Source organism: Luteolibacter arcticus, from assembly GCF_025950235.1.
GTDB classification, from domain to species: Bacteria; Verrucomicrobiota; Verrucomicrobiia; order Verrucomicrobiales; family Akkermansiaceae; genus Haloferula; species Haloferula arctica.
In genome coordinates this window covers 361,857-383,413 of record NZ_JAPDDT010000003.1, presented here as the reverse complement: position 1 = coordinate 383,413, position 21,557 = coordinate 361,857, and the positions used below count along the sequence as shown (strand labels likewise).

At 62.5% G+C, this 21,557-nt stretch carries 19 protein-coding genes; 10 read left to right on the top strand and 9 right to left on the bottom strand.

Features of this window, described 5'->3' with window-relative positions; translation table 11 throughout:
- Nucleotides 1-296: 296 nt before the first annotated feature.
- Nucleotides 297-689, top strand: a complete 393-nt coding sequence (locus OKA05_RS09940; RefSeq protein WP_264486978.1) for a hypothetical protein — start codon at nt 297-299, stop codon at nt 687-689.
- Between the two features lie 255 nt (nt 690-944).
- Entirely contained in the window at nt 945-1,340 is a 396-nt protein-coding gene (locus tag OKA05_RS09935; RefSeq protein ID WP_264486977.1) for a hypothetical protein, read from the top strand.
- A 3-nt stretch (nt 1,341-1,343) separates the two neighbouring features.
- Here the strand turns inward: OKA05_RS09935 and OKA05_RS09930 are convergent, their stop codons facing one another.
- On the bottom strand, nt 1,344-2,249 hold the full coding sequence (locus OKA05_RS09930; protein WP_264486976.1) for a GNAT family N-acetyltransferase: 906 nt from the start codon (nt 2,247-2,249) through the stop codon (nt 1,344-1,346).
- Nucleotides 2,250-2,429: 180 nt separating this feature from the next.
- Between OKA05_RS09930 and OKA05_RS09925 the strand changes: the two genes are divergently transcribed.
- From OKA05_RS09925 to OKA05_RS09915, 3 genes are all read left to right on the top strand, one after another.
- Entirely contained in the window at nt 2,430-2,825 is a 396-nt protein-coding gene (locus OKA05_RS09925; RefSeq protein WP_264486975.1) for a hypothetical protein, read from the top strand.
- Nucleotides 2,826-2,903: 78 nt separating this feature from the next.
- A complete protein-coding gene (gene bufB / locus OKA05_RS09920) occupies nt 2,904-3,767 on the top strand; it encodes an MNIO family bufferin maturase (protein WP_264486974.1) in 864 nt (287 codons plus the stop codon).
- Nucleotides 3,754-4,635, top strand: a complete 882-nt coding sequence (locus tag OKA05_RS09915) for an HvfC/BufC N-terminal domain-containing protein (RefSeq protein ID WP_264486973.1) — start codon at nt 3,754-3,756, stop codon at nt 4,633-4,635. The genes bufB and OKA05_RS09915 overlap by 14 nt, the downstream gene beginning before the upstream one ends.
- A gap of 110 nt (nt 4,636-4,745) precedes the next feature.
- On the opposite strand, the gene gloA2 is transcribed toward OKA05_RS09915, so the two are convergent.
- From gloA2 to OKA05_RS09890, 5 genes are all read right to left on the bottom strand, one after another.
- The gene (gene gloA2 / locus OKA05_RS09910) at nt 4,746-5,132 is read right to left on the bottom strand and encodes an SMU1112c/YaeR family gloxylase I-like metalloprotein (protein ID WP_264486972.1); all 387 of its coding nucleotides are present in this window, start codon (nt 5,130-5,132) and stop codon (nt 4,746-4,748) included.
- A 115-nt stretch (nt 5,133-5,247) separates the two neighbouring features.
- Nucleotides 5,248-6,168: a hypothetical protein gene (locus OKA05_RS09905; RefSeq protein ID WP_264486971.1), complete on the bottom strand. Its 921-nt coding sequence runs from the start codon at nt 6,166-6,168 to the stop codon at nt 5,248-5,250.
- Between the two features lie 338 nt (nt 6,169-6,506).
- The gene (locus OKA05_RS09900; protein ID WP_264486970.1) at nt 6,507-7,187 is read right to left on the bottom strand and encodes a hypothetical protein; all 681 of its coding nucleotides are present in this window, start codon (nt 7,185-7,187) and stop codon (nt 6,507-6,509) included.
- Between the two features lie 30 nt (nt 7,188-7,217).
- Nucleotides 7,218-7,661, bottom strand: a complete 444-nt coding sequence (locus OKA05_RS09895) for a TA system VapC family ribonuclease toxin (protein ID WP_264486969.1) — start codon at nt 7,659-7,661, stop codon at nt 7,218-7,220.
- Nucleotides 7,661-7,891: a hypothetical protein gene (locus tag OKA05_RS09890; protein ID WP_264486968.1), complete on the bottom strand. Its 231-nt coding sequence runs from the start codon at nt 7,889-7,891 to the stop codon at nt 7,661-7,663. Before OKA05_RS09890 ends, OKA05_RS09895 begins: the two co-directional genes overlap by 1 nt.
- 108 nt (nt 7,892-7,999) lie before the next feature.
- On the opposite strand from OKA05_RS09890, the gene dnaE reads away from it, so the two are divergent.
- The 3 genes from dnaE (at nt 8,000) to OKA05_RS09875 (ending at nt 12,869) form a co-directional block, all read left to right on the top strand.
- Entirely contained in the window at nt 8,000-11,464 is a 3,465-nt protein-coding gene (gene dnaE / locus OKA05_RS09885) for a DNA polymerase III subunit alpha (RefSeq protein ID WP_264486967.1), read from the top strand.
- Nucleotides 11,465-11,529: 65 nt separating this feature from the next.
- The gene (locus tag OKA05_RS09880; protein WP_264486966.1) at nt 11,530-11,751 is read left to right on the top strand and encodes an antitoxin; all 222 of its coding nucleotides are present in this window, start codon (nt 11,530-11,532) and stop codon (nt 11,749-11,751) included.
- An 83-nt stretch (nt 11,752-11,834) separates the two neighbouring features.
- On the top strand, nt 11,835-12,869 hold the full coding sequence (locus OKA05_RS09875; RefSeq protein ID WP_319800648.1) for a DUF4419 domain-containing protein: 1,035 nt from the start codon (nt 11,835-11,837) through the stop codon (nt 12,867-12,869).
- A gap of 67 nt (nt 12,870-12,936) precedes the next feature.
- On the opposite strand, the gene OKA05_RS09870 is transcribed toward OKA05_RS09875, so the two are convergent.
- A complete protein-coding gene (locus tag OKA05_RS09870) occupies nt 12,937-15,957 on the bottom strand; it encodes a DUF7133 domain-containing protein (protein ID WP_439331377.1) in 3,021 nt (1,006 codons plus the stop codon).
- A gap of 217 nt (nt 15,958-16,174) precedes the next feature.
- Between OKA05_RS09870 and OKA05_RS09865 the strand changes: the two genes are divergently transcribed.
- On the top strand, nt 16,175-17,089 hold the full coding sequence (locus OKA05_RS09865) for a sugar phosphate nucleotidyltransferase (RefSeq protein WP_264486964.1): 915 nt from the start codon (nt 16,175-16,177) through the stop codon (nt 17,087-17,089).
- 146 nt (nt 17,090-17,235) lie between these two features.
- Nucleotides 17,236-17,940 (top strand): GNAT family N-acetyltransferase, encoded by a 705-nt coding sequence (locus tag OKA05_RS09860; protein ID WP_264486963.1) that lies wholly within the window; start codon nt 17,236-17,238, stop codon nt 17,938-17,940.
- Between the two features lie 270 nt (nt 17,941-18,210).
- On the opposite strand, the gene OKA05_RS09855 is transcribed toward OKA05_RS09860, so the two are convergent.
- The gene (locus tag OKA05_RS09855; RefSeq protein ID WP_264486962.1) at nt 18,211-19,803 is read right to left on the bottom strand and encodes a hypothetical protein; all 1,593 of its coding nucleotides are present in this window, start codon (nt 19,801-19,803) and stop codon (nt 18,211-18,213) included.
- Nucleotides 19,804-19,981: 178 nt separating this feature from the next.
- Nucleotides 19,982-21,340: a sulfatase gene (locus tag OKA05_RS09850; protein WP_264486961.1), complete on the bottom strand. Its 1,359-nt coding sequence runs from the start codon at nt 21,338-21,340 to the stop codon at nt 19,982-19,984.
- Nucleotides 21,341-21,557 lie beyond the last annotated feature (217 nt).

Sequence of the window (21,557 nt, the reverse complement as noted above, 5' to 3'; positions counted from 1 at the left end):
ACCAAGCGAGCCCGCACCAGCAGTCGGAGACCCGGACTGCGTACAGCCCTGCTGCCGCTCGAAGCCAGCAACCCTGCTGCGGGTAAGCACCCAAGTGCCATCCCCTCAGACCTATAAACTCAGCATCGTGTGTTTGGGCTGCGAGGGACCACTCAAGCCGGTCTGAAGACCGGCGCTCCCGGGCACTGCACTTCTCCGCTCCCGGCCGGTCCACCATCGCAGCCATATTCTAGCGACCCTCTCGGAATCACTGGGAGATTGCCACCCACCCGGCATTGAGGTGAAGTCGCGCTGCATTGAATCCCTATCAGCCGCCCCAGTGTAGTGAGCCGGTCGCGGAGACCGGCGAACAGGCGGTGATGCAGGTGGGATACGGATTGGCCTACTTGCTTTTCCTTTTGGCGTCCGGACTCCTTTTCGTGATCGTGGGAATCCTGTTCTATCCGCTCACCCGGCTCGCCACGGGGCTCTTCGTGGTTTCAGGTATTGCGCACCTTGCGTTGGGAGTGCTGGTCCGGAGGCGGGCGTATTTCGAAGTTTTCGAGAACCGGATCGAGTTCCTCTCGCCGGCATTCCCGGCTTGGCGGCGTGCGAAGCCACTCGAGTCGATCGGAGCCCGCAGTCTTCACGGCTGGGTTGCGAAGCGTGACGATTTCGCCCGCTTCGTTGCCTGGCGCGAAGGCCGCTAGTTCTCAACCGCTCTCCGGTAAGAAACTCGGCATGATCAGGCCCGTTGGCTGCGTGTAGGGGCCACGGACTTGGAGGAGGTGCAACTCCGCATCGCGTGTTTGGGCATCGAGGGACCATTCAAGCCGGTCTGAAGACCGGCGCTCCCGGGCATTGCACTCCCGGGCAGGACCGCTATCGCAGCCATTTTCTAGCGACCCTCTCGGAATCACTGGGAGATTGCCAGCCGTGTGGCATTGCGATGAAGTCGCGCTGCATTGAATCCCTATCAGCCGCCCCAGTGTAACGATCCTGTCGCCGGGGGTGGTGAATCGGTGGTGATGCAGGTGAGATACAGCTGGCGGCACTCCTTGGGCGTTGTATGGACGGGGATCGTTTTCCTGAACTCGGCGATCAGAAACTACGATTTCATGCCATTTGCCTCCGTGCTCTTGCTTTTAGCGGGCACTGCATTCCTTGTCTCGGGAGTTCTCTCCCGAAGAGGTTCGTTCTTCGAGGTCTTCGAGAACCGGATCGAATTCGTTTCGCCGGTTTTTCCCAAGTGGCGGCGAACGAGGCCGCTGGAGTCGATCGCGGCTGATAGTTTTCTCTACCGGTGGGTGGCGAAACGCTCTGATTTCAAGCGGTACATTGCCTGGCGCGAAGGCCGCTAACTCTCAGCCGCTCTCCGGCAGGAAACTCGGCATGACCAGGCCCGTCGGCTGGGTGTAGGGGCCGCGGACTTGGAGGAGGTGAAGCTCCACATTGCGCGCGCCCCAGCGGTAGAGCTCGGAGACCATGTAGGACTCGTGGGTGGGCACGAGGAAGACCGGCAAGCCACCGCGCGGGGCGGAGAGCTGGGCATGGAGGAGGGCGAGGGCGACGAGGTCATCCTCCATCACTCCCGGGCCGATCATCCGGCAGCCGGCGTGGTCGACCGACGAAAGCCAGCCGTCGATTTTCCCCGATGAGTCGCGATGGACCATGGTCCGCCAGTGGCCGCCGGGATTCTGGATGAAATGGGCGAGGTCCTTGGCCCGCCGGATGCCGGCCAGCTTTTCCTCCAGGTCCACCATCGGGAAAAGGTCAGCGGTGGTGGCCGCGCGGACGGTGCCGCTGGTGGTGGTCAGCGGCGGCAGCGGTTCATCGGTGGGCATGCGCATGTCCTGATAGGCCATCACCGGGCCGAAGCCGGCGCGCGTGTAGAGGGAATAGGAGTCCAGATTCATCGCGCTGGAGACCAGCCGCACCGGCAGACTGCCGGATTCCTTCAGCACCGCGTCCACCAGCATGCGGGCGATGCCCTGGCCGGCGAATTCCGGTGCGACCGCCATGATGCCGAGCCCGATGTGGGTCTCGCGGGGGTGATAGAAACAGACGCCGGCCAGCTTGCCGTCTAGCTCGACGACCAGGCCGCAGCCGGGATCGAGGGCCTCGTAGGTCTCGGGGAAAATCCGGCAGTCGCGCGGACGGCCGCTAAAGATCTCCCTACCGAGGGATTTTCGATACCAATCGTTGGTGGCGCGGTGGATCAGCTCGGCCACGGCATCCACCTCGCCGGAATTCAAAGGACGCACGACCATGCGGCGAAATTGGCTCAGCCCGCAGCGGGTAGCGAAGTCTTTTCTCCGCGGAATGCCCCCATCTTCATCGGAACACGGAAATCTCTGGAATAATCCGCAGGGCAGGGAATCGTATCATCCGGTACCGGGACACGTTTGTCCCCATTCCGCTGCAAACCACACCAAAACCAACCAACCCAGATGAAAGCCTCAAATGCCCTTGTGACCGCCGCTCTCGCCGGCGTCTTCGCCGCCGCAACCGTCGCCTCCGCCGCCTACATCCCAGGCGACAAGGACAAGGATAAGGACGATTGCCCCGGCAAGGACAAGGAGAAGAAGGAAGAGCTCGTCATCTCCGGCGACAAGGAGAAGGACAAGGACGACTGCCCCGACAAGGACAAGGAGAAGGAAAAGGAGAAGAAGGAACTCGTGATCTCCGCCGAGAAGGACAAGGACAAGGACGACTGCCCTGACAAGGACAAGGAGAAGGAAGAGAAGAAGGAGATCGTCGTCTCCGGCGATAAGGACAAGGACAAGGACGATTGCCCTGACAAGGACAAGGAGAAGGAAAAGGAAGAGAAGAAGGAAATCCTCTGATTTTTTCCGTCATGGAATGCCCCGCGGCTCAAACGGTGCCGCGGGGTTTTTCCGTCTCTAACAGAACGTGCGGGAACCATGAGCCATCCCCGGTTTACCTCTGGCGTGGAATTGGCCACGGGCATCGGCCTGCGGGTGCCGCACTACAATCACATCCTTTCCGAAAAGCCGGCGGTCGGGTGGTTCGAGATCATTTCCGAGAACTACATGGTCGAAGGCGGTCGTGCGCTCGCGGTGCTTGAACGGATTCTCGACCAGTACCGTGTGGTCCAGCACGGGGTGGGCATGTATCCGGGTGATGCGGGTGGCGTGAAGTTCGATCACCTGCGCCGGCTCAAGCGGCTGGTGCGGCGGACGAAGACGCCATGGCTCTCCGATCACCTGTGCTGGGGCAGCGTGGATGGCAGCATGAGCCATGACCTGCTGCCGATTCCTTTCACCTTCGAGGCGGCGCGGAAGACGGCCGAGAACCTGCGGATCACGCAGGACTTTCTGGAGGTGCCGCTGGCGATGGAAAACGTCAGCAGCTACGGCGAATTCAATGGCAACGAAATGACCGAGTGGGAATTCCTTGCCGAGGTCGCGGAGCTGGCGGACGTGGGGATCCTGTTAGACGTGAACAACATCTATGTCTCCTCGGTGAACAACGGCTTCGACCCGATGGCGTATGTCAATTTCGTGCCGCCCGAACGCGTGGCGCAGATCCACATCGCCGGGCATTCGCGCTACGAGCGATTCATCGTGGATACCCACGATCATCCGGTCATCGATCCGGTGTGGAAGCTGTACGAACGGGCGATCGAACGCTGCGGCCCGGTGGCGACGTTGTTAGAGTGGGACGGTCGCATCCCGTCCTTTGACGAGGTGTGGACGGAGGCGAAGAAGTCCGAAACGTGGCGTGCCTCGGCATTGGCGAAGAAGGAAGAGCATGAAGCCGCTTGAAGAGGTCCAGCGGGAGTTTTTCGCCGCCCTGCAGATGCCGTTGCGCGGGACGAGTCGCCGCAGCACCGAACTGCCTCCTAACAATGAGGGGCATTCGCCGGAGTTCCTCGCGAAGGCGGAGGAGCTGATGAAGCCGGGCGAGAACTTGTCCTCGGCGGAGCGGCTCGAGCTCTATCACCGGCAGTATTGGTTCCGCGTGCTGGACTCGGTGGCGGACGATTTTCCCGTGCTGAGAAGGATGGCCGGCGAGGAGGCCTTCTGGAGTATGCTGGAGGCCTACTTGCAAGCGTTCCCGTCGGAGAGCTTCACGCTCCGGCATCTGGGGCGGGCGGTGGCGCGGTTTGTCTCCGGCTGGGAAGGCCTCGACCCGGTCCGCCGCCGCTGGTTCGCCGCGGTGGCCGAGCTTGAGTATGCGGCGATGGAGACCTTCGAGTCCGCCGAGCGCCAACCGCTGCCGCCTGAGCGGATTGCTAGCGAGGCGCTGGAACTGCAACCGCACGTGCGGCTGATCGAGATGCCGGTGCCGGCGGATCTTTGCCACACGTGGAAGTCCTTTGAGCCGTGCGAAGAGGTAACGACGTACGTTGCGGTGTGGCGGGGGGCGAAGGGGGCTCACATGCAGCGCCTGGATCCGGTGGAGTATGTCCTCCTCCAGCGATTGAAGATTGGCGGGCGTTTGGATGAGTTGTTCGCCGAACCGGTGGACCCCGAGCCGACGCCTGAAGAGGTGCAGAGATGGTTTGCCGAGTGGCAATCGCGTGGCTGGATCACCGCGCGCGGCAGCGAGGTGATCGAACTTGTGACCCAAGGGGATGATTGGAGCGGGGTGGACAAGATGGGGTCGCAGGCGCGGGCGATGGAGGATTGAGGGACTTCTAACGGAATGGCGGAGGCGCTGGGCGCAGCTCCATAAGGAGTGTGGACGTTCCGTCCACGCCGTGTCGACGGAACGTCGACACCCCTTATCGGTCGCAGGGCCTATGCCTCATAAAGCTCCAACGGCAAGCCATCGGGATCCGCGAAGAAGGTGAAGCGTTTGCCGGTCAGCTCGTCGATGCGCACCGGTTCCACCGTCACGCCTTTCGTCTCTAACAGAGCCACTGCTTCTTCGACATCCGCCACCGTGAATGCCAGATGCCGCAAGCCGCAGGCTTCCGGGTAGCTCGGCCGCTTCGGCGGATCGGGAAACGAGAACAGCTCGATCTGCGTGCCGTCGGGAAGCTCCAGATCCAGCTTCCACGAGTCCCGCGCCTCGCGATACGTCTCCGCGAGGATATGCAGGCCGAGGACTTCGGTGTAGAAGGCTTTCGATCGCGAGTAGTCCGAGGCGATGATGGCGGCGTGGTGGAGGCGTTCGATCTTCATGGGCTTAATTCACCGTGCTTCTCTGATCAGCTCCAGCACCTCTTGGTGCATCGTTTGGTCCCCTCATGCCGAAACGATTCATTGTAGGCTCGATCGGCGCGGGCAACGCGGCCTCTCAGGGTTTTGCATCCAGCAACTCCAGCAGCTCGTTCCTCAACTGGTTTTCGACCTGATACTCGTAGCGATTCATCGCGGGAACGCCCGCCTCGATTTTCGTGAGGACATTCAATTTCGTCCAATGCTTATCCCGGGCGTGGTGGAAGGGGACGAGGATGGCCAGCAGGAGAAGTCCTGTCGCATAGGCGGGAAGCAGGCTGCGAGTCCACGTGAGGAACTGCAAGGCGTCACGCCGCGGGGTGACAAGAACGCCGAAGAGCAAATTGATGAAGACCACGCCCGAGAGCACGATGACAAACGCCCAACCTATTACCCATGCGGGCATGCTCAGGGTGTATCCGCTGGCTGCCGCGAACGCTGTCATGGTTGCGCTGGCCGCAACCGCGGCGACCGATGTTTTTGACCAGCTCAGGCGCTCCAGATGGAGGCCGAGTTGCCGGAACGCGAGGAGTGCGGGAAGCGTAAGGATGGCCGCGGCGAGCGCTCCGAAGCGCAGGGCGGCGACGAGTCCTGGATCCGTCGTGTCGGGGAGGGAAGCAGTGGGGATCAGCCACTCCGCGAGAGAATGGGCCAGGAAGGGAATGACCACCCCTCCGATGATAATCCGGCGGTAGTCCGATGAACCTAGTACTTGAACCAGGGACGCCGAAAGGCGACGGGCTTGGAGGCCACGCATCCAGCGGCCGCTGGCAGCCAGAAGAAAAGCTGCAAGGATCACCACCCCGGCTCCAGCTGATGCCACGCGCTGCCACGCCGCGCGGGTCGCCATGACGCCGGGCATGATGTCGCTTCGCTCGACGACGGGTGGGTGGGCGACTTTTTCTTGCTTCCGCTTCTCGACCGCCGATTCCAGACGCGAGTATCGGGCAGCTTGTGGCTCCAGGCCGAGGGCTTGCGCGGCGCGTGCAAAAGCGGGCACGGGTCCAAAGGGAGTCGGCCTCATATCCCCGCCCTCAATGGACCTGCGGGCGAAAATTTCCCATGCTTCTGCGAGCGACTGGAAGCCCTCCCGATCGCCCGCGGCCGCCAATTCTTCGGCACGAGCGGAGAGGGAAAGGGAGAGGCTTCCCCAGGAAGCATACACGCTCGGAACCCACATCCAGAGGTAGGCCCTCGTGAAACTTCGCTCGAGCACGTCGTTGCCCGGAGGCAGGATCTCCAGCCGACGGAGGAGAAGTTCCTTCCGATATGAATTCGATACAGGGAGACGGGATGCCTCCCCGAAGAGCCGGATAGCGTCGGCATGCGCCACTGGATTCAGGACACGGAATCTCGGGGCATTCGGATTCCGCTTGAGGACGTGGTGGGAGACCTTCGTGCTTCTACTGATTTGTAGGCCGTGACGCCCGCCGCGAGGTAGCGGAACCACGCATTCTGCGGGTCCAGGCGGTCGGCGGTCTTGAGGAAATCAACCGGCAGACTTTGCTTCGACGTGCATGCGCGGGCGTAGTCAGCGAACAGGGCGGGATCCTCCGGTGAGCTGTCCCAAAGACGCCGCATTGCTTCCGCTTTTGACGGTTGCGAGAGGTCGCCGAAGAGCAGCAGGCGTTCCGAAGCCGTCAGGGGGCCGAATAGCCCCGGCACCTGTTGGATCACATCCGGCTCGAAAGGAGGGCCCGGCAACGCGACGGCCCACGAGTCAGTCATCGCAAACAGGGCCCACGACGCGAGCCGAAGCCGCATGTAGTCCCTTGCCACAGGAATTGCGGCGAAAATCGCTGCCACCAATGCGGCGGCATATAAATAGGTCTTCCAGTGTCTCTTCGACGGGGCTTTCTCCAGATTCGCCGTCGCCTGCTCCAGCGAGGCATCGGAAACGCCCTCGGGGCCTTTCTCCATGGCGGCCCGCAGCTCCTGCGCTGCCAGCATTTGCATCTCCGGGTTGTCCGCCAGGGGGCGGACGGCGGCCTCGATGAAGCGCTCGGCGGGATCTGGCATCGTGTGCTTCTAGCAGATCGCCGGCGGGAGTCACGGCGGGGAAAAGGGATCGACCACCTCGATGCCGCGGAACTGCAGGAAGTCCTTGTCCCGGGTGTAAATCGTCCGGATGCCGCGCTCCCGCATCATGACGGTGGTGCGGATGTCGAAGAACAAGTTCCCGGAAGGATGGGCCAGCGCGGGCAACTCCTTTTCCAGCAGTTCCCAGTGGCGCGGCCCGGACTCCAGGATCGTGAATGCCTCGCAGGCAATAAGCGGGCGCAGGAAGTCGAAGGCCTCCCGCCAGGTAAGCGGGCGGGGGAAGACCTTGGGATGAGTCGCGACCCGGAGGAATTCGTAGAGGATCGCATCCGTGAGATACCACCTGTCCGCCGAGGTGGCGGCGGCGGTGAGGAAGTCGCGGGCGGCCGGGTGTTCGCCGCACGAGGAGTTCGCGGCGTAGAGCAGGACGTTCGTGTCGATCAGGCCGGGCATCACGATTCCATCACGGATTCCAAGGCGTCGCGGTCGGCCAGGTTGACGCCCGGTCGCCCCATGTCGAAGCGGGGTAGCTCAAAGGTCCGGCTCGGGCGGTCCCGCTGGCGGAGCAGGCCATCGGCAAGCAACTCATTGACCACCTGGGACATGGGGCGGCCTTGCTGATGTGCGAGTTGCCTCACGCCATCCATGCAGGCCTCGTCGAGGATCAAGGTGGTGCGCTTCATGTGGGTGAGCATACTATCGACGCATACTTATGTCAAAGTGCGGGCTGAGTTCTGTTAGCCGGCTCTCTTGCCCTTCCGCGCTGGCCTGTCCAAAGTCTCCCGCGCCCGATGTCCGACTCCTTCGTCCACCTTCACCTGCACACTGAATACTCGCTCCTCGACGGTCTCGCCCGGACCAAGGAGATCGCCGCGAAGGCGAAGGAATACGGGATGCCGGCGGTGGCGATGACGGACCACGGCAACCTCTTCGGGGCCATCGAGTTCTTCCAATCCTGCAAGAAGGCCGGGGTGAAGCCGATCTTTGGCTGCGAGATCTATCTGGCGCCGCAGAATCTGGAGGACAAGAAGGACATCCCCGGCCGCAAGCGGGCCTGCCACATGACGCTGTTGGCGGAGACCGACGAGGGGTGGACGAATTTGCAGAAGCTCGTTTCCCTCGGCCACCTCGAGGGTCTCTACCATGGCAAGCCGCGGGTGGACCGCACGGCGCTCCGCAAGTTCGCGAAGGGGGTGATCTGCCTCACCGGCTGCATTTCCGGCCCGGTCAATGAGTGGCTGCTGCTCGGCGACGAGGCGAAGGCCCGCGAGACGATGGGGGAGCTGGTGGACATTTACGGCAAGGAGAACGTTTACGTGGAGATCCACGACCACGGTCTGGAGCCGCAGCGGAAGATCACGCCGGGGCTGCTGAAGCTCGCCGCGGAATTCGGGCTCAAGCCGGTGGCGGCGAATGACGTCCACTTCGTGAACCGCAGCGACCACGAAGCGCACGACGTGATGATCTGCATCGGCACCGGCCGCCTGATCATCGACGAGAACCGGATGCGCTACACCCCGGAGGTGTATTTCAAGTCGGCGGAGGAAATGCGGACGTTGTTCGCGGAGATCCCCGGTGCGTGCGATGCGACGCTGGAGATCGCCGAGCGCTGCAATGTGGAGATCAAGTTGGATTCGACGAGTTCGGAGAAGTATCCGCAGTTCGATTCGCCCGATGGTTCGCCGCGTGAGGAATACCTGATGCGCTGGTGTCAGGAGGGCTTGCTGAAGCGCTACACGCCGGAACGGGCGGCGAGTGCCGAGGTGCAGGAGCGCCTCAAGTACGAGGTGAACATCATCAACCAGCTCGGCTTCGCGTCGTACTTCTTGATCACTGCCGACTTCATCCAGTGGGCTCGCGATCAGGACATTCCCGTCGGGCCGGGTCGTGGTTCGGCGGCCGGTTCGCTGGTCGCCTACGCGATGGGGATCACGAACATCTGTCCGCTTCAGTTCGGCCTGCTGTTCGAGCGCTTCCTCAATCCCGAGCGCGTCAGCCCTCCCGACGTCGACATCGACTTCTGCCAGAGCCGCCGGCCGGAGGTCATCGACTATGTCCGGCAGAAGTACGGCGAACGTAGTGTTTCCCACATCATCACCTACGGCACCCTCGGTGCGAAGAGCGTGCTGCGGGACGTCGCCCGCGTGATGGGCGTCAGCTACGGCGATGCCGACCGGCTGGCCAAGATGATCGAGGCCAAGCCCGGGGTGACGCTGAAAGGCGAATTCGAGGCGAAGCCGGAGCTGAAGGAAATGATCGAGGCCTCCTCGACCTATCAGGAGCTGTGGCAATACGCGCTCAAGCTCGAAGGACTGACCCGCAACGTCGGCATCCACGCGGCCGGTGTGGTGATCGGCGACCGCTCGCTGGACGAGCACGTCCCGCTGACCCGCGGCAATGAAGGCGAAGTCGTGACCCAGTATGACATGGGCGCGATCACCGAGGTCGGCCTGCTGAAGATGGACTTCCTCGGCCTGAAGAACCTCACCGTGATCCAGGATGCCGTGGAGCACATCCGCCGCCATATCCCTGACTTCGAGATTGAGAAGGTGCCGCTGGATAACAAGCCCACCTTCGACATCCTGAACCGAGGGGAGACGATGGGTGTGTTCCAGCTGGAATCCGGCGGGATGGTCGAGACCTGCCGGAAGTACCAGATCGAGAAGATCGACGACATCATCGACCTTCTCGCACTCTATCGACCGGGCGCCATGCAGTTCATCGACCAGATGATCGAGGTAAAGAAGGGGCGCAAGAAGCCCTTCTACGAGCACCCGCTGCTGGAGCAGGTCTGCGGCAACACCTACGGGGTGATGATCTATCAGGAGCAGGTGCAGAACGCTGCCAAGGTGCTCGCCGGCTACACGCTCGGCGGCGCCGACTTGCTGCGCCGCGCGATGGGTAAGAAGGACCCGAAGAAGATGGCCGAGGAGCGCTCGAAATTCGTCGAGGGCGCGGCGCGGGTGAACAACATTAATGAGAAGCTGGCCAACGCGATCTTCGAGAAGATCGAAATGTTCGCCGGCTACGGCTTCAACAAGTCCCACTCCGCCTGCTACGGCCACATTTCGTATTGGACCGCCTACCTGAAGGCGAATTTCCCGGTGGAGTTCATGTCGGGCTTGCTCTCGAACGAAATCAACAACACCGACAAGATCGGCGTGTTCGTCGCGGAGTGCCACCGCATGGGCATCGAGATCCTGCCGCCGGACCTGAACAAGTCGAAGCTGCGGTTCGCGCCGGAGCAGCTCGCGTCCGGTGCGTTTGCGATCCGCTATGGCCTCGCCGCGATCAAGAACGTGGGTGAAGGCGCGATGGCGTTTGCGATTGCGGACCGTGAGAAGAACGGACTCTTCACGACCATCGAGGACTTTTCCAACCGCCTCGACTCGAAGTCGGTGAACAAGCGCATCCTAGAGAACCTGATCAAGGCGGGAGCCTTTGATTGGACCGGGGAGACCCGATCCGGGATGACGTCACGGCTCGAGCAGATCGTGGCCAGCGCTTCTTCAGCGCAGAAAGACCGGGCCTCGGGACAGGTGTCAATGTTCGATGCGATGGACTTCGGCACCGCGCCCGCGGCAAGTACGATGACTGCCGTAGCTGTGGAGGAGTGGAGCAAGGACGACCGCCTTGCCCACGAGAAGGAGCTGCTCGGCTTCTACGTCACCGGCCATCCGCTCGATAAGTTCCGCGGGGTGCTCGACTCGGACAAGTTCATGAAGCTGGGCCTACTGGATGAGATCGAGGTCAGCAATCCACGCGACCGCTTCCCCTTCGCGGGGATGATCCGCACCTTGGAAAGCAAGGTCACCAAGAGCGGCAAGCCCTTCGGCGTGATGGTCGTCGAGGATTTCACCGGCTCCGCCGAAGTCGTGATGTGGGGCGAGTCCTTCGTCCCGGCTCGCGATGCCGGGGTGCTGGCGGCCGGCAAGGTGATCCGCTTCAAGGCGCAGATCCAAGTGGATGACCGCACCGACTCGCGCCGCCTGACCGGCTCCGAGATCAACGAGCTCAAGCCGCGCGGCAGCTCGGCGACGAAGGGCGCGGTGGAACTCACGCTATGGACGGCACGCCACTCGGAGCGCGATTTGCAAGAGATCCGCACGGCTCTTTCCACCAGTCCCGGGAAGGTGCCCGTGTTCCTTCACTTCCAGAACAGCGCCGGCCGTCGTGCGACGGTGGAGCTCGGGGAAGGCTACCATGTGAAGCGCACCGACACGCTGGATCGCGCGCTCGGGCGGTGGATGGATTGATGTCTTGCAGCCAGAGAGCAACTGATGGCTCGCAGACTGCGTGAGTTTGGGATAGATATGTCCCCGTGAAAACGGAGGTGTTTCGGTCCGGGAACTCGTTGGCGGTGCGCTTGCCCAGTGGCTTTGAGATGCCCTGCGGCGAAGTAACAATCCGCCGCGAGGGGCGTCGTGTGGTCATCGAAGTGCTGACCTCGGATGCTTGGCCCGAAGGGTTCTTTGAAAGCATCCGCATGGATCGCGAAGACTTCGGCCGCGAGAAGGCGGTTTATCGGGAGAAGGCGTTGTGAGGCTGGGGATCGAAAGTTGGCGCTGGCTGTCCTGTAAGCCTATGTCTTTGATTTCGGATCCCAACTGATCTATCTCCCGCCCGGTGATCACCTTCCAAGTCAGCGAAGTGGAGCGGGCGGAGGCGCCCTTGCAGACGACGACTGTCCAGGAATCCTTGGCTGGCCGGTTGAGGCTTCCATTCGAAGCTTCTGCTGCAAATCTACCGCTCCTCGTGGAAAGCGAGGGTTTCCATGGCTTTTTGCTCGCGGCTCATCGTGCGTTCATGGATCACCGTCCGCTGGTTCTTTCGCCGGATGACGTGTGGGTATGCATTGCCCAGGGCTTTGCCATTCACGTGGACCAGATCGCAGAGACCCTGCGGAGGCGGTTGGTGCCACATGAGGGACAAGCCAAGATCATCGTGATCCGGAATGAGTTCCGCCGGGGCTCTCCCGACAATGACTGGCAGGGCTGCTTTCGCGAATTCTCGGACGAGATTGGATCCTATCTTGGAAGCACGCGCGATCTCATTACTGCCGGTTTTTCCACGACCGGAGCCATCGAGAAGGCTGCCTCCGAGATCGTTCTGATGGCGGCGATGCGCCATTACTTCGACTACGAATTGGTCACCCGATGCGGGATTCCGAACGTCACGCTTCTCGGAACGGAGGAGGATTGGAGATCGATCCGGCGGAGAGCCGAGGCTCTCACCGACTTCGATCTGGGGTGGTGGATGCGCGCGCTGCTTCCCGTGCTGGATCAGTTTGTCGCTGCCGCCGAGGGGCGTGCCGACCGGGAGTTCTGGCGCTCATTCTACAAGTGGAATGGTTTCTCAGGTGGCCCTTTCGTGAGCGGATGGATCAACGCCCTCTTTCCTTATCTCGAGGGTCGGGCTCGGGTCGGCTCGCCGCTGCTCGTTCGCAACGATGGGGTGGTGGGCCTGATGCACGAGGGAATCAATGCTGACAGGTTCCCGTCGGGAATGTCGGTAGCGCCATTCATTTGGGATTATTTCGGAATCAAGATTCCGATGAAGCTCTTCGGAGGCTTTGCGGGAGTCTCGCAAGACCCGGAGACTTTGGCATTGCGGCCGGCGATCGGTTGGGCGGTGGCGGAAGATGTTGGAAGCGGAGGATAGGCGGCTGAATCCAAAAAGAAGGTCGCCTGTTTCCAGGCGGCCTCGCTATTGAATCTGGAAGAGGATCTCAGCCCCCGGTCGCCTTGAGCGAGACGAGGTATTCGATCAGTGAGGTGAAGTCTTCCACGGTGAGGGTCCCGGCGAGGCCGGGCGGCATCATCGAGGTGGGCATGTGCGTTTCCTCGGCGATGTCGGCGCGCTTGATCTTGCTGACCTGGCCGGCGATGTCGCGGACTTCTACGATGCCGTCGGCTTCGGCGGTGACGAAGCCCATGTGGGCGGTGCCGTTCTTGAGCTTGATCATCGAGGTCTGGAAGCCCTGTGCCACCACCTTGTTCGGTTCGAGGATCGAGTCGATCAGGTAGTCGCGGGTGAACTTGGCACCGGAGGCACCGAGGTAGGGGCCCTTCTGCTCGGCCTTCGGGTCGATGGCATGGCAGGCGATGCAGCCCTGGGAAGTGAAGAGCCGGCCACCGTTGGCGATGTCACCCTTGCCGGTCATGGCGGCCTTGGCCACGTCGGCGACGGGTAGTTCGGCGACCTTCTTGCCGCCGGAGCCCGCGGCGGCGACAGCATCCTTCGCGGCTTTCGCGGCGTTGATCAGCTCGGAGTTATCCCACTTCATGCCCTGCTCGATCTGCTTGTCGAAGCCGGCCAGCTTGAGGTCGGCGATGGCTTGGAAGAAGCCCACTTCACGCGGGGTCTTGTCCACCTCACCTTGGATCTTCTTCTTTGCGTCGTCCTTGGCGAGCGGGCTGTTGAGCACGGTGAGCATGGCCTTCCACGCGATGCGGCTGGCGGCATTGCCCTGCTTCGCGGCGATCTCGCGTAAGGACGGGATCTGTTTGCCGCGGTCGGGTGCATTGACGAAGTCGCTGATGTGCTGGGCTGCTTCGGCGGGCAAATTCTTTTCCTGGCTCCACGTGGCCAGCACCGCGAGGCGATGCGGCATCGAGGAATCCTCCCCGCCCTTGGCGAGCGACTTGTAGGCCTCCACGCGCTGGGGGAAGGGACGCTTCGGTTCCTTGGCGGCGGCGACCAGCAGCATGAGCTGGGTCGGATTGAGTTCCTTCGCGCCGAGCGCTGCGAGCACCGGATCGACACCGGCGAGCTTCAGCTCGGCGACCGGCAGGCGGTTCTTGCCGAGCACGTCGAGCAGGGCGTTCTGGCGATCGGGTGCGACCATGCCGAAGCCCTTTTCGATGGCCGGCTTGATCTTGGCGGTGCCTTCCCATTCCGCGGTCTCGTAATAGGGACCGCGGTCGTCGGGGCGGGTGTTCCACCAGCTCTTGAGATCCCATTCCTTCTCCTTGAAGTAGAGGCGGGAGAGCGACGACAGGACATCGTAGCGGAGTTCCAGATCGGCGGATTTGCCGAAGAGTGCCAGCAGGCCATTGACCACATCCATAGAGTGGACCTTCTGGAGGGATTGCAGCGCCAGCTTGCGGGTGGCGGTGTCTTCCACGGCCTTGAGGCCGGCCGGAGTGTTGCCAAGCGAGGCGAGCACTTGCACGGCGGTGTGCTGGAGGCGGGGCGAGATGCCTTCCTCGCGCCAGTCGCCCGAGGCGGCGAAGATCGCGGGTGCAGCATCCTTTGCCTTGAGGCGTTGGAGACCGATCAAGGCCTGGAGCACCACGCGCGGGTTCTTGTCCTTCAGGGAATCGACAAATGCCTTCACCGGCACGCCTGCCAGTTCGCTACTGCGGTCGGCCAATGCGCGCAGTGCCTGTTCGCGCATCGTCTCGTCGGAAACGAGCTCGGCGAGATACTTGGTACTATCTTTGCCGTAGAGCTGCTTGAAGGTCCACACGGCTGCGGTGCGGGCACTGACCGAGAGCTTGGTGTCCTTCGCCACGGCGAAGACGCCTTCCGCGAATTCCGGCTTCTTGCCGCGCTTGAGGATTTCGCGCTGCGCTTCCAGACGCTGCACTGCACTTGCCGAGCCGAGGAGCTTCAGCAGATCCGCGTCGCCGGCCTTGGTCACGTCCTGGTACTTCGCCGGCGTCTGACCGGGGAAGGTGACCTGGAAGACCATGCCGACCGGCTTGCCCGGGCCGGAGAAGTCGAAGCCACCATTGCGCCAGTCGGCGAGGTAGAGGTGCGAGTTGCCATCGACATCCACGTCGGTCGCGTGGGGCAGTTTCTCGAAGGTCTTTTGCTCCACGGTGAAGCTCGCGCCGGCTTTTTTCCACGGGTGGTAGTGGACGGTGCCGGTGGTCCAGTCGGTGGAGAACAGCGCATCGGTGAACTCTGCGGGGAAACCCGGCTCGCTCAACCACAGGGCACCGGTGCCGGAGCCACCGCCGTAGTCGGCCAGCGGCTTGATCGCCTCATCGGCGAAGTTCTGATAGAGCCGCGGGTAACCGTGGTCGCCGAGCTGCGTGTAGTGGTGGAAGCGGGTGTTCCAGCCCTTGCCGTCGTTGGTATTGTCGCGGCTGAAAAGGTCCAGCTCTGGGGAGATCGCGGTGTCGCAGATATTGCGGACCATCAGCGCGTAGGGTTCCACCTGGGTGCCATCCGGCCGGACCCGGATCACGCCGCCGCCGTAGAGGGTGAAGGAGGATCCATCGGTGCCTTTCGCCGGGAAGGTGCCGAAGTCACCGACCGAGATGTAGAGCCAGCCATCGATGCCCATGCGGACACCATTGGTGGTGTGGTCGGCGCCGCGCGGGTGCTCGATGCCGCCGCCGAGACCGGTGACGAGGACCTTTTTCTCGTCCGCCACGCCATCGCCATTCGTATCGCGGAAGCTGCTCAGGAAGGGCGGGTGGATCAGATAAAGCGTGTCCCCGACGAAGTGGCCGCCGCGCGGGCTGTCCACGTCCGGCACGAACTTGATGAAGTCGTCCGCCTTGCCGTCGCCGTCCTTGTCACGGCAGCGGATGATCCGCCCCATGTTCTTCTTGTGACCCAGCGAGCCGTTCTGGTCGGAGGAGACGTAGACGTCGCCATTTGCGGCGGCGGTGATGGCGGCCGGGTAGTCGGCGTCCGGCGGCCCGGCGAATTCGCGCATCACGAATCCCTCCGGGAGCGCTGAAACGCTACTTACGACCAACGAAAATGCGAAAAATGGACTGGATTGGTGCATCGGGCAGGGGCAATACGGACTGAATCCGGGAATTTCTCAAGCCCTCGTATGTGTTACCCCCCGGATGGGGAGGGAAGGTTGCGTTCCTTGGTAACACAGCCGGAGGCCGCAGCGCTAATGTCGCCAGCGGGCGAAAGTCTGACATTTTTTCGGGAATTGGATTCCGGAGACCGCGAAATCCCTTGCCGGCCGGGGGCTGGCCCCGCAAATCCGCCGCGTGATTCGCAAGGCATTCCTTCCCGGTGCCGGGCTCGGCACGCGGCTGCGACCGCTGACCGACCTGCTGCCCAAGCCGCTGGTCCCGCTTTTTCATCGCCCGCTGATCGAGTGGGCCATGGAATCGTGCCGAGCGGCCGGGATCACGGATTTCGCGATCAATACGCATCACCTGGCGGAGAAATGGGAGATGGTGGATGGGAGATGGGAGATGGATGGCGAAGGCCTTGTGGGTGGCAACGGCTTGTCCTCGAAAATGGGGACCTGGCGGGGGCTGCCGCTGCATCTCTTCCACGAGCCGGATCTGCTTGAAACGGGTGGCGGCGTGAAGAACATCGAAGCGTGGGCCGGCGGGGAGAGCGTGCTGATTCACAATGGCGACATCTTTTCCTCGCTGCCGCTCTGCCGGCTGATCGCTGCCCACGAGGCCTCGGGGAATCCGGTCACGCTGGCGCTGCGCTCTCAGGGCAAGGCCAAGCACATCGCCATCGATGGCGACCTGGCCATCGACATCCGGGCAATGCTCGGCCGTGCCGAGGGCACCCATGTTTTCTCGGGCATCTATTGTTTCACGCCGGAGCTGCTGGGTCTGATCCCGCCGCGCGAGAAGATTTCGGTCATCCCCGCTTTCCTTGAGCTGGCGAAGCAAGGGCGGCTTGGGGCGATCGTGCTCGACGATGGCGACTGGCGCGACCTTGGTGATCCGGCGGCTTACCTCGCTGCCCATCGTGAGCTGGCGCTGGCGCCGGCGATTCATGCTGAGGCCCGCATTGATCCGACGGCGGTCATCGAGCGGAGCGTGATCGGGCCGCGTGCGGAAATTGCTGCAGGCGCGGTGGTGAGGGATTCCGTCGTCTGGCCGGGCGCGAAGGTTGGGGTGGGGGAGCAGGTCGAGTCGCGGATCGTGACTGGATAGTGGTCCGCACGCTCCGCGTGCGGTTCACTGGCGGCGAAGCTGCGGGTGAAGTCTGCCGCATCCTTGCTTCCGCCGCACGCGGAGCGTGCGGACCACCATGGGCATTGCTCCTCGCGGGCCGGCCGCTCGGCTGTTAGGAGAGGTGGATGTTCCCCATCGCGGATCGCTACTGGGAGGGCCACCTCAACTGCCCGGCCGGCGAACTCTTCTCCAAGCCGCTCCAGATCGTGATCCATGGCGAGGAGTTGCAGGGTTACCGCGGGGCACTGGCGTTGTTCCGCGACGGGGCTGCCACAGTCTCGATTCCGCCGGACCGCGCGACGGAACTTCGTGGATTGTTAGACGGCCTTGATAACGGCATCACACCGGCAAAATTCGCCGAGGCGCTTTCGCCGGTGGCTGCACTGGTGCTCGGCCCCGCTTACCTCGGCTACACGACGGACATCGGCGGTGCCGACGCGTCAGCCGCCCGTGCCCTGAATGATCAGGACGCAGCCGCGGTGGAAAGTCTCCGCCAGGCATGTAGCGAGGAGGAATGGGACCACGGCGGTCCCTCGCTCGAAGTTCCCTGTTCGGGCGTCTTTTGCGACGGACAACTCGCTGCCCTCGCCGGTTACGAAATCTGGAGCGGCACCATCGCGCATATCTACATCGTCACGCACCCCGGTTTCCGCAGCCGTGGCTTCGGCCGCATTGCCGTCGCCCATCTCGCCAAACGCGCCCTTGCTGCCGGACTGCTTGCACAATACCGGACACTTGATGCGAACACGCCGTCAATCCGCATCGCGGAGTCGCTCGGCTTCCAGCGCTATGCGACTTCGATGGCGGTGCGGTTAGACCCGACTTCGTGAGTTCAGTTCACCGGCTCTTCAAAGACGATTCCATCCGGAATCTTCTCGTTTCGTTTCTTGAGTAGTTCTGCCGCAGCAGACCTGACCTCGTATTGCCGGGTGACCCGTTGGTGCGACGTCGAATAACTCACCGCGGGATGATCGAGATAGCTTCTGAGCAAAGGAGTGTCGGCGGGATCTCCCCAACTCGCCAACGCATAGAGCGCTCCGCGGAGACGTTCCGGTTCGTGGCCACGGGAATCGTAAACTCGCGGTTCCGATTGTTTGGCTTCACCGGGGTTGGGCGGAGGCAGGCCGATCCAACGCTTTGCTTCGGCCTCTTTTGCAAGGATCCTCCGAAATGGGTCCCGGAGTTCGGCTGGCAGCGGCTTTCCTCCCGAATCCCCATTCATGGCGTTTCTCCGTGCCAAGGTGCTCACGGTCTGGAGTGGCGAGGTCTCTAACAGTCGCGAAGCTATTAGTAATTCCCAGTCCGAGAAAGTCTTTCTGTCTTCCACCCCCCGCTTCCCATAATGTCGCGAGTTCCTGCTCCGGCAAATCCCGGTGATCAACCAGCCAACTGCCAGCTTGCTGCCCCTTTCCCCGGCGGGCCAAGGCGGCGATTGCTGCTTTGCGAGCACTGGCGACATCATGGTCGAGCACGAACCACACTCGCTCGTCTGGCAGATGGCTCTGTGTGATCCAATAGCCACCGAGGAAGGTGCCAGCAGCCTCGCGTTCGCTGGAATCTGGAGCGCGAAGGCTTGCGATCGCTTCCTCGACGAGGGCAGCGACGAGCTTCTGATCAACTCCCCACGGATTTCCCGATTGCCGGATTGCTTCCAATTGATCCCACCGCTCGGGATTGATGAAGACTTCGAGCCACTCACTTCGAAACTCGCTGAGGTAGCGCCAAACCATCGCGCGACAGCGCTCGGGCGAACCGAAATCCCTATCCCCTCCGCCACGGAGGGTGAGCGCGCTGAAGCAGCGCTCGAATAGCGCGGGTGCGTCGCGGTGGTGATCCCATGGCCGCTTCAGGAGCGCCGCCAATGCCGTGCGACAGGGAGCCATTTCCTCGCCGGACGGGACACTTGCCTGCCAGCGGATGAGCGCGGTTTTCGTGGCGCTGGATTCATCGTAGCTGCGCTCGAGTTCTGCCGCTGCAATGTATTCCTCTGGCGAGCGTGCGATCGTTTGCAGAGATCCAGCGGTGGGCTTTCCCTCGGTCATGTCGGCAATCCATGTCGCAATCTCCCTGCTCGCCGGAGTCGGAATTGGAGCAGCTTCTTCAAATTGTTTCGAGCTGAAGCGACCTTGGAAGGACGCTGAAACAATGGGCCGGGTGTGTTGGATAGTGATGCAGAATCTCAGTTCGCCGGTCATGTCCCCATGGTTCGGGTCGTTGCCGAGGAAGATCGTCGCGTGCATTCCTCGCAGATGCTCCGGCTCAGGGATGCCCGTCCCGCAGCCCGGGATGAATCTCTGGCAGGCCCGCCACCGATTGCCGTCCTTCACTTCCAGAAAGCAGTAAGCATAGTTCGAATCCGCGCCAAACACCGCTTGGTCGGAGGCATTGATCAGATAGACGGCGATCCGGCCGTCTATCGAATCCGACTGGTCCGGGACTAACGAAACCTTGCCGTCCACAAATTCCAATCCGTCGGGCATCAAACGGAGAGGGATCGGCGGGATGCCATAGCCAAGCATTGTGGCGGCTACCGTTTTCCGCGTCCGAAGTGCCTCGATCTGTTCCTCCCCGAGAGCTGGCGCATCGCCCGGTGGAATCTCGGCGGCAAAGACGCAGGACATGGCGACGACGGCCACTCCCGCCAGCCAAGGCGCGTGAAAAGACCACCAAGCCGGATACAAAGACAGACGCATCACGACCAAGTTAGGTGGGCGCGGTGAAAACGTCATCGCCAAACTTTGCATTGGGGATCTTTGACACGCGGCGGCCGATTCGCCGCGCCACTCGCTCAAGGATCAGGACAAAGTCTGAGTTTCCAAGCGACGGGTCGCCTTGCATCAGTGAGAAGCATCGCGGTTTCCCGCGAGGCGATTATTCCGGATCGGGCACCGTCTTGGTCTTTTTCGCCAGCTTCCGGGCGGCGGCCGAGGTGTCGTAGTCCGGATTCTTTTCCGCCGGGATCGTGGCCTTCGTGCTGGCGATCCAGGTGAGCAGGTCTCCGAGGAGTTCGTCGCGGCGGGCGGTTTCCTTTAGTGCGAGATCATGGCGTTCGCCGGGGTCGGTGGAGAGGTCGTAGAGTTCCACTGCACCGTTGGTTGCGAGCTTGTCCTTGCCGCCCTCAAGCATCCACTCCTCGTGGAAGAGATGGAGCTTCCAGTTGCCCTTGCGGATCACGGAGACGGGGCGGCTGCGGAAGCCGAGGGCGACATCGCTTTTGCGGCCGCGGATGACCGGCTGATCGAGGTATCCCGGGAAGTGCCAGAAGATCGCATTGCGGTCGGGAGCGACGGCCGTGCCTGTTAGAAGCGGGGTGAGGTCGGTGCCATCGAGTTGCTTGCCCTCGGCGATCTTCCCGCCGGCCAATGCGAGGAAGGTGGGGTAGAGGTCCACATTGATGACGGGGGCGTCCGACTTGAGGTCCGGCTCGATCACTCCCGGCCAGACGGCGAGGAAGGGCTCGCGGATGCCGCCCTCATAGTATCCGCCCTTGCTGCCGCGCAGCGGTTCCTGGGAGGACTGCTGGGTGCCGCCATTGTCGCTGGTGAAAATCACGAGGGTCTTTTCGGCGATGCCGAGGGCGCGGATCTTTTCCATCAGCTCGCCGACGCCGGCATCGAGATCATAAGTGCAGGCGGCGTAGAGCGGGTTGCCGTCCTTGCTGCTCTTCGCCTTCTCCTTGAACTTCGCCAATGATTCCGGCCGGGCCTCCAGCGCGCCGTGAATCGCGTGGTGCGACACGTAGGCGAAGAAGGGTTTTCCGGTCGCGCTGGTCTTCTCGATGAAATCGCAGGCGGCGCGGGTGATGGAAAAGACGCCCTTCGGGTCCTGCGGCTCGTCGCGGCGCGCGTTCGGATTTCCCGCGCGCAGGTCGAAGACGATGTCGAATCCCTGCTCGGCCGGCTCGGCGCCGTCTTTGCCATCGAGGTGCCATTTCCCGAAGATCCCGGTCGTGTAGCCCGCTGACTTCAGCGCCTCCGCGAGGATCACGTTTTCTTTCGCCAAGCCGCTCTTGTTGGGGACCCGCACCAGCCGCTGGAGCTTCTTCGGCCCGCGGTCCGTGCTCCCGACCGCATAGACGCCGTGGCGCGGGGTGTAGTTCCCGGAAAGCAGGCAGGCCCGGCTCGGCGCGCAGTTTCCGGCGCCGGCGTAGCCGTTGGGGAAGGTCATCCCCGCCGCGGCCAAACGGTCGAGATTCGGCGTCTCGTGGAATTCCGCGCCGTTGAAGCCCACGTCCTTTCAGCCCAGATCGTCTGCCAGGATGAGCACGATGTTCGGTTTTTCCGGCAGCGCTTGGGCGGGGAGAGCGAAGATCGAAAGCAGGATGAGGAGCAGCTTCATGGGTCGGAGTGGGAGGAGAAAATGTCGGCGCGGCCGCGGGTCTTACAGGAAAATGGCCCGCTTGGCGGATTTCCCGGCCCATGGTTCGGAACTTGAAAGAAAAGCGAAT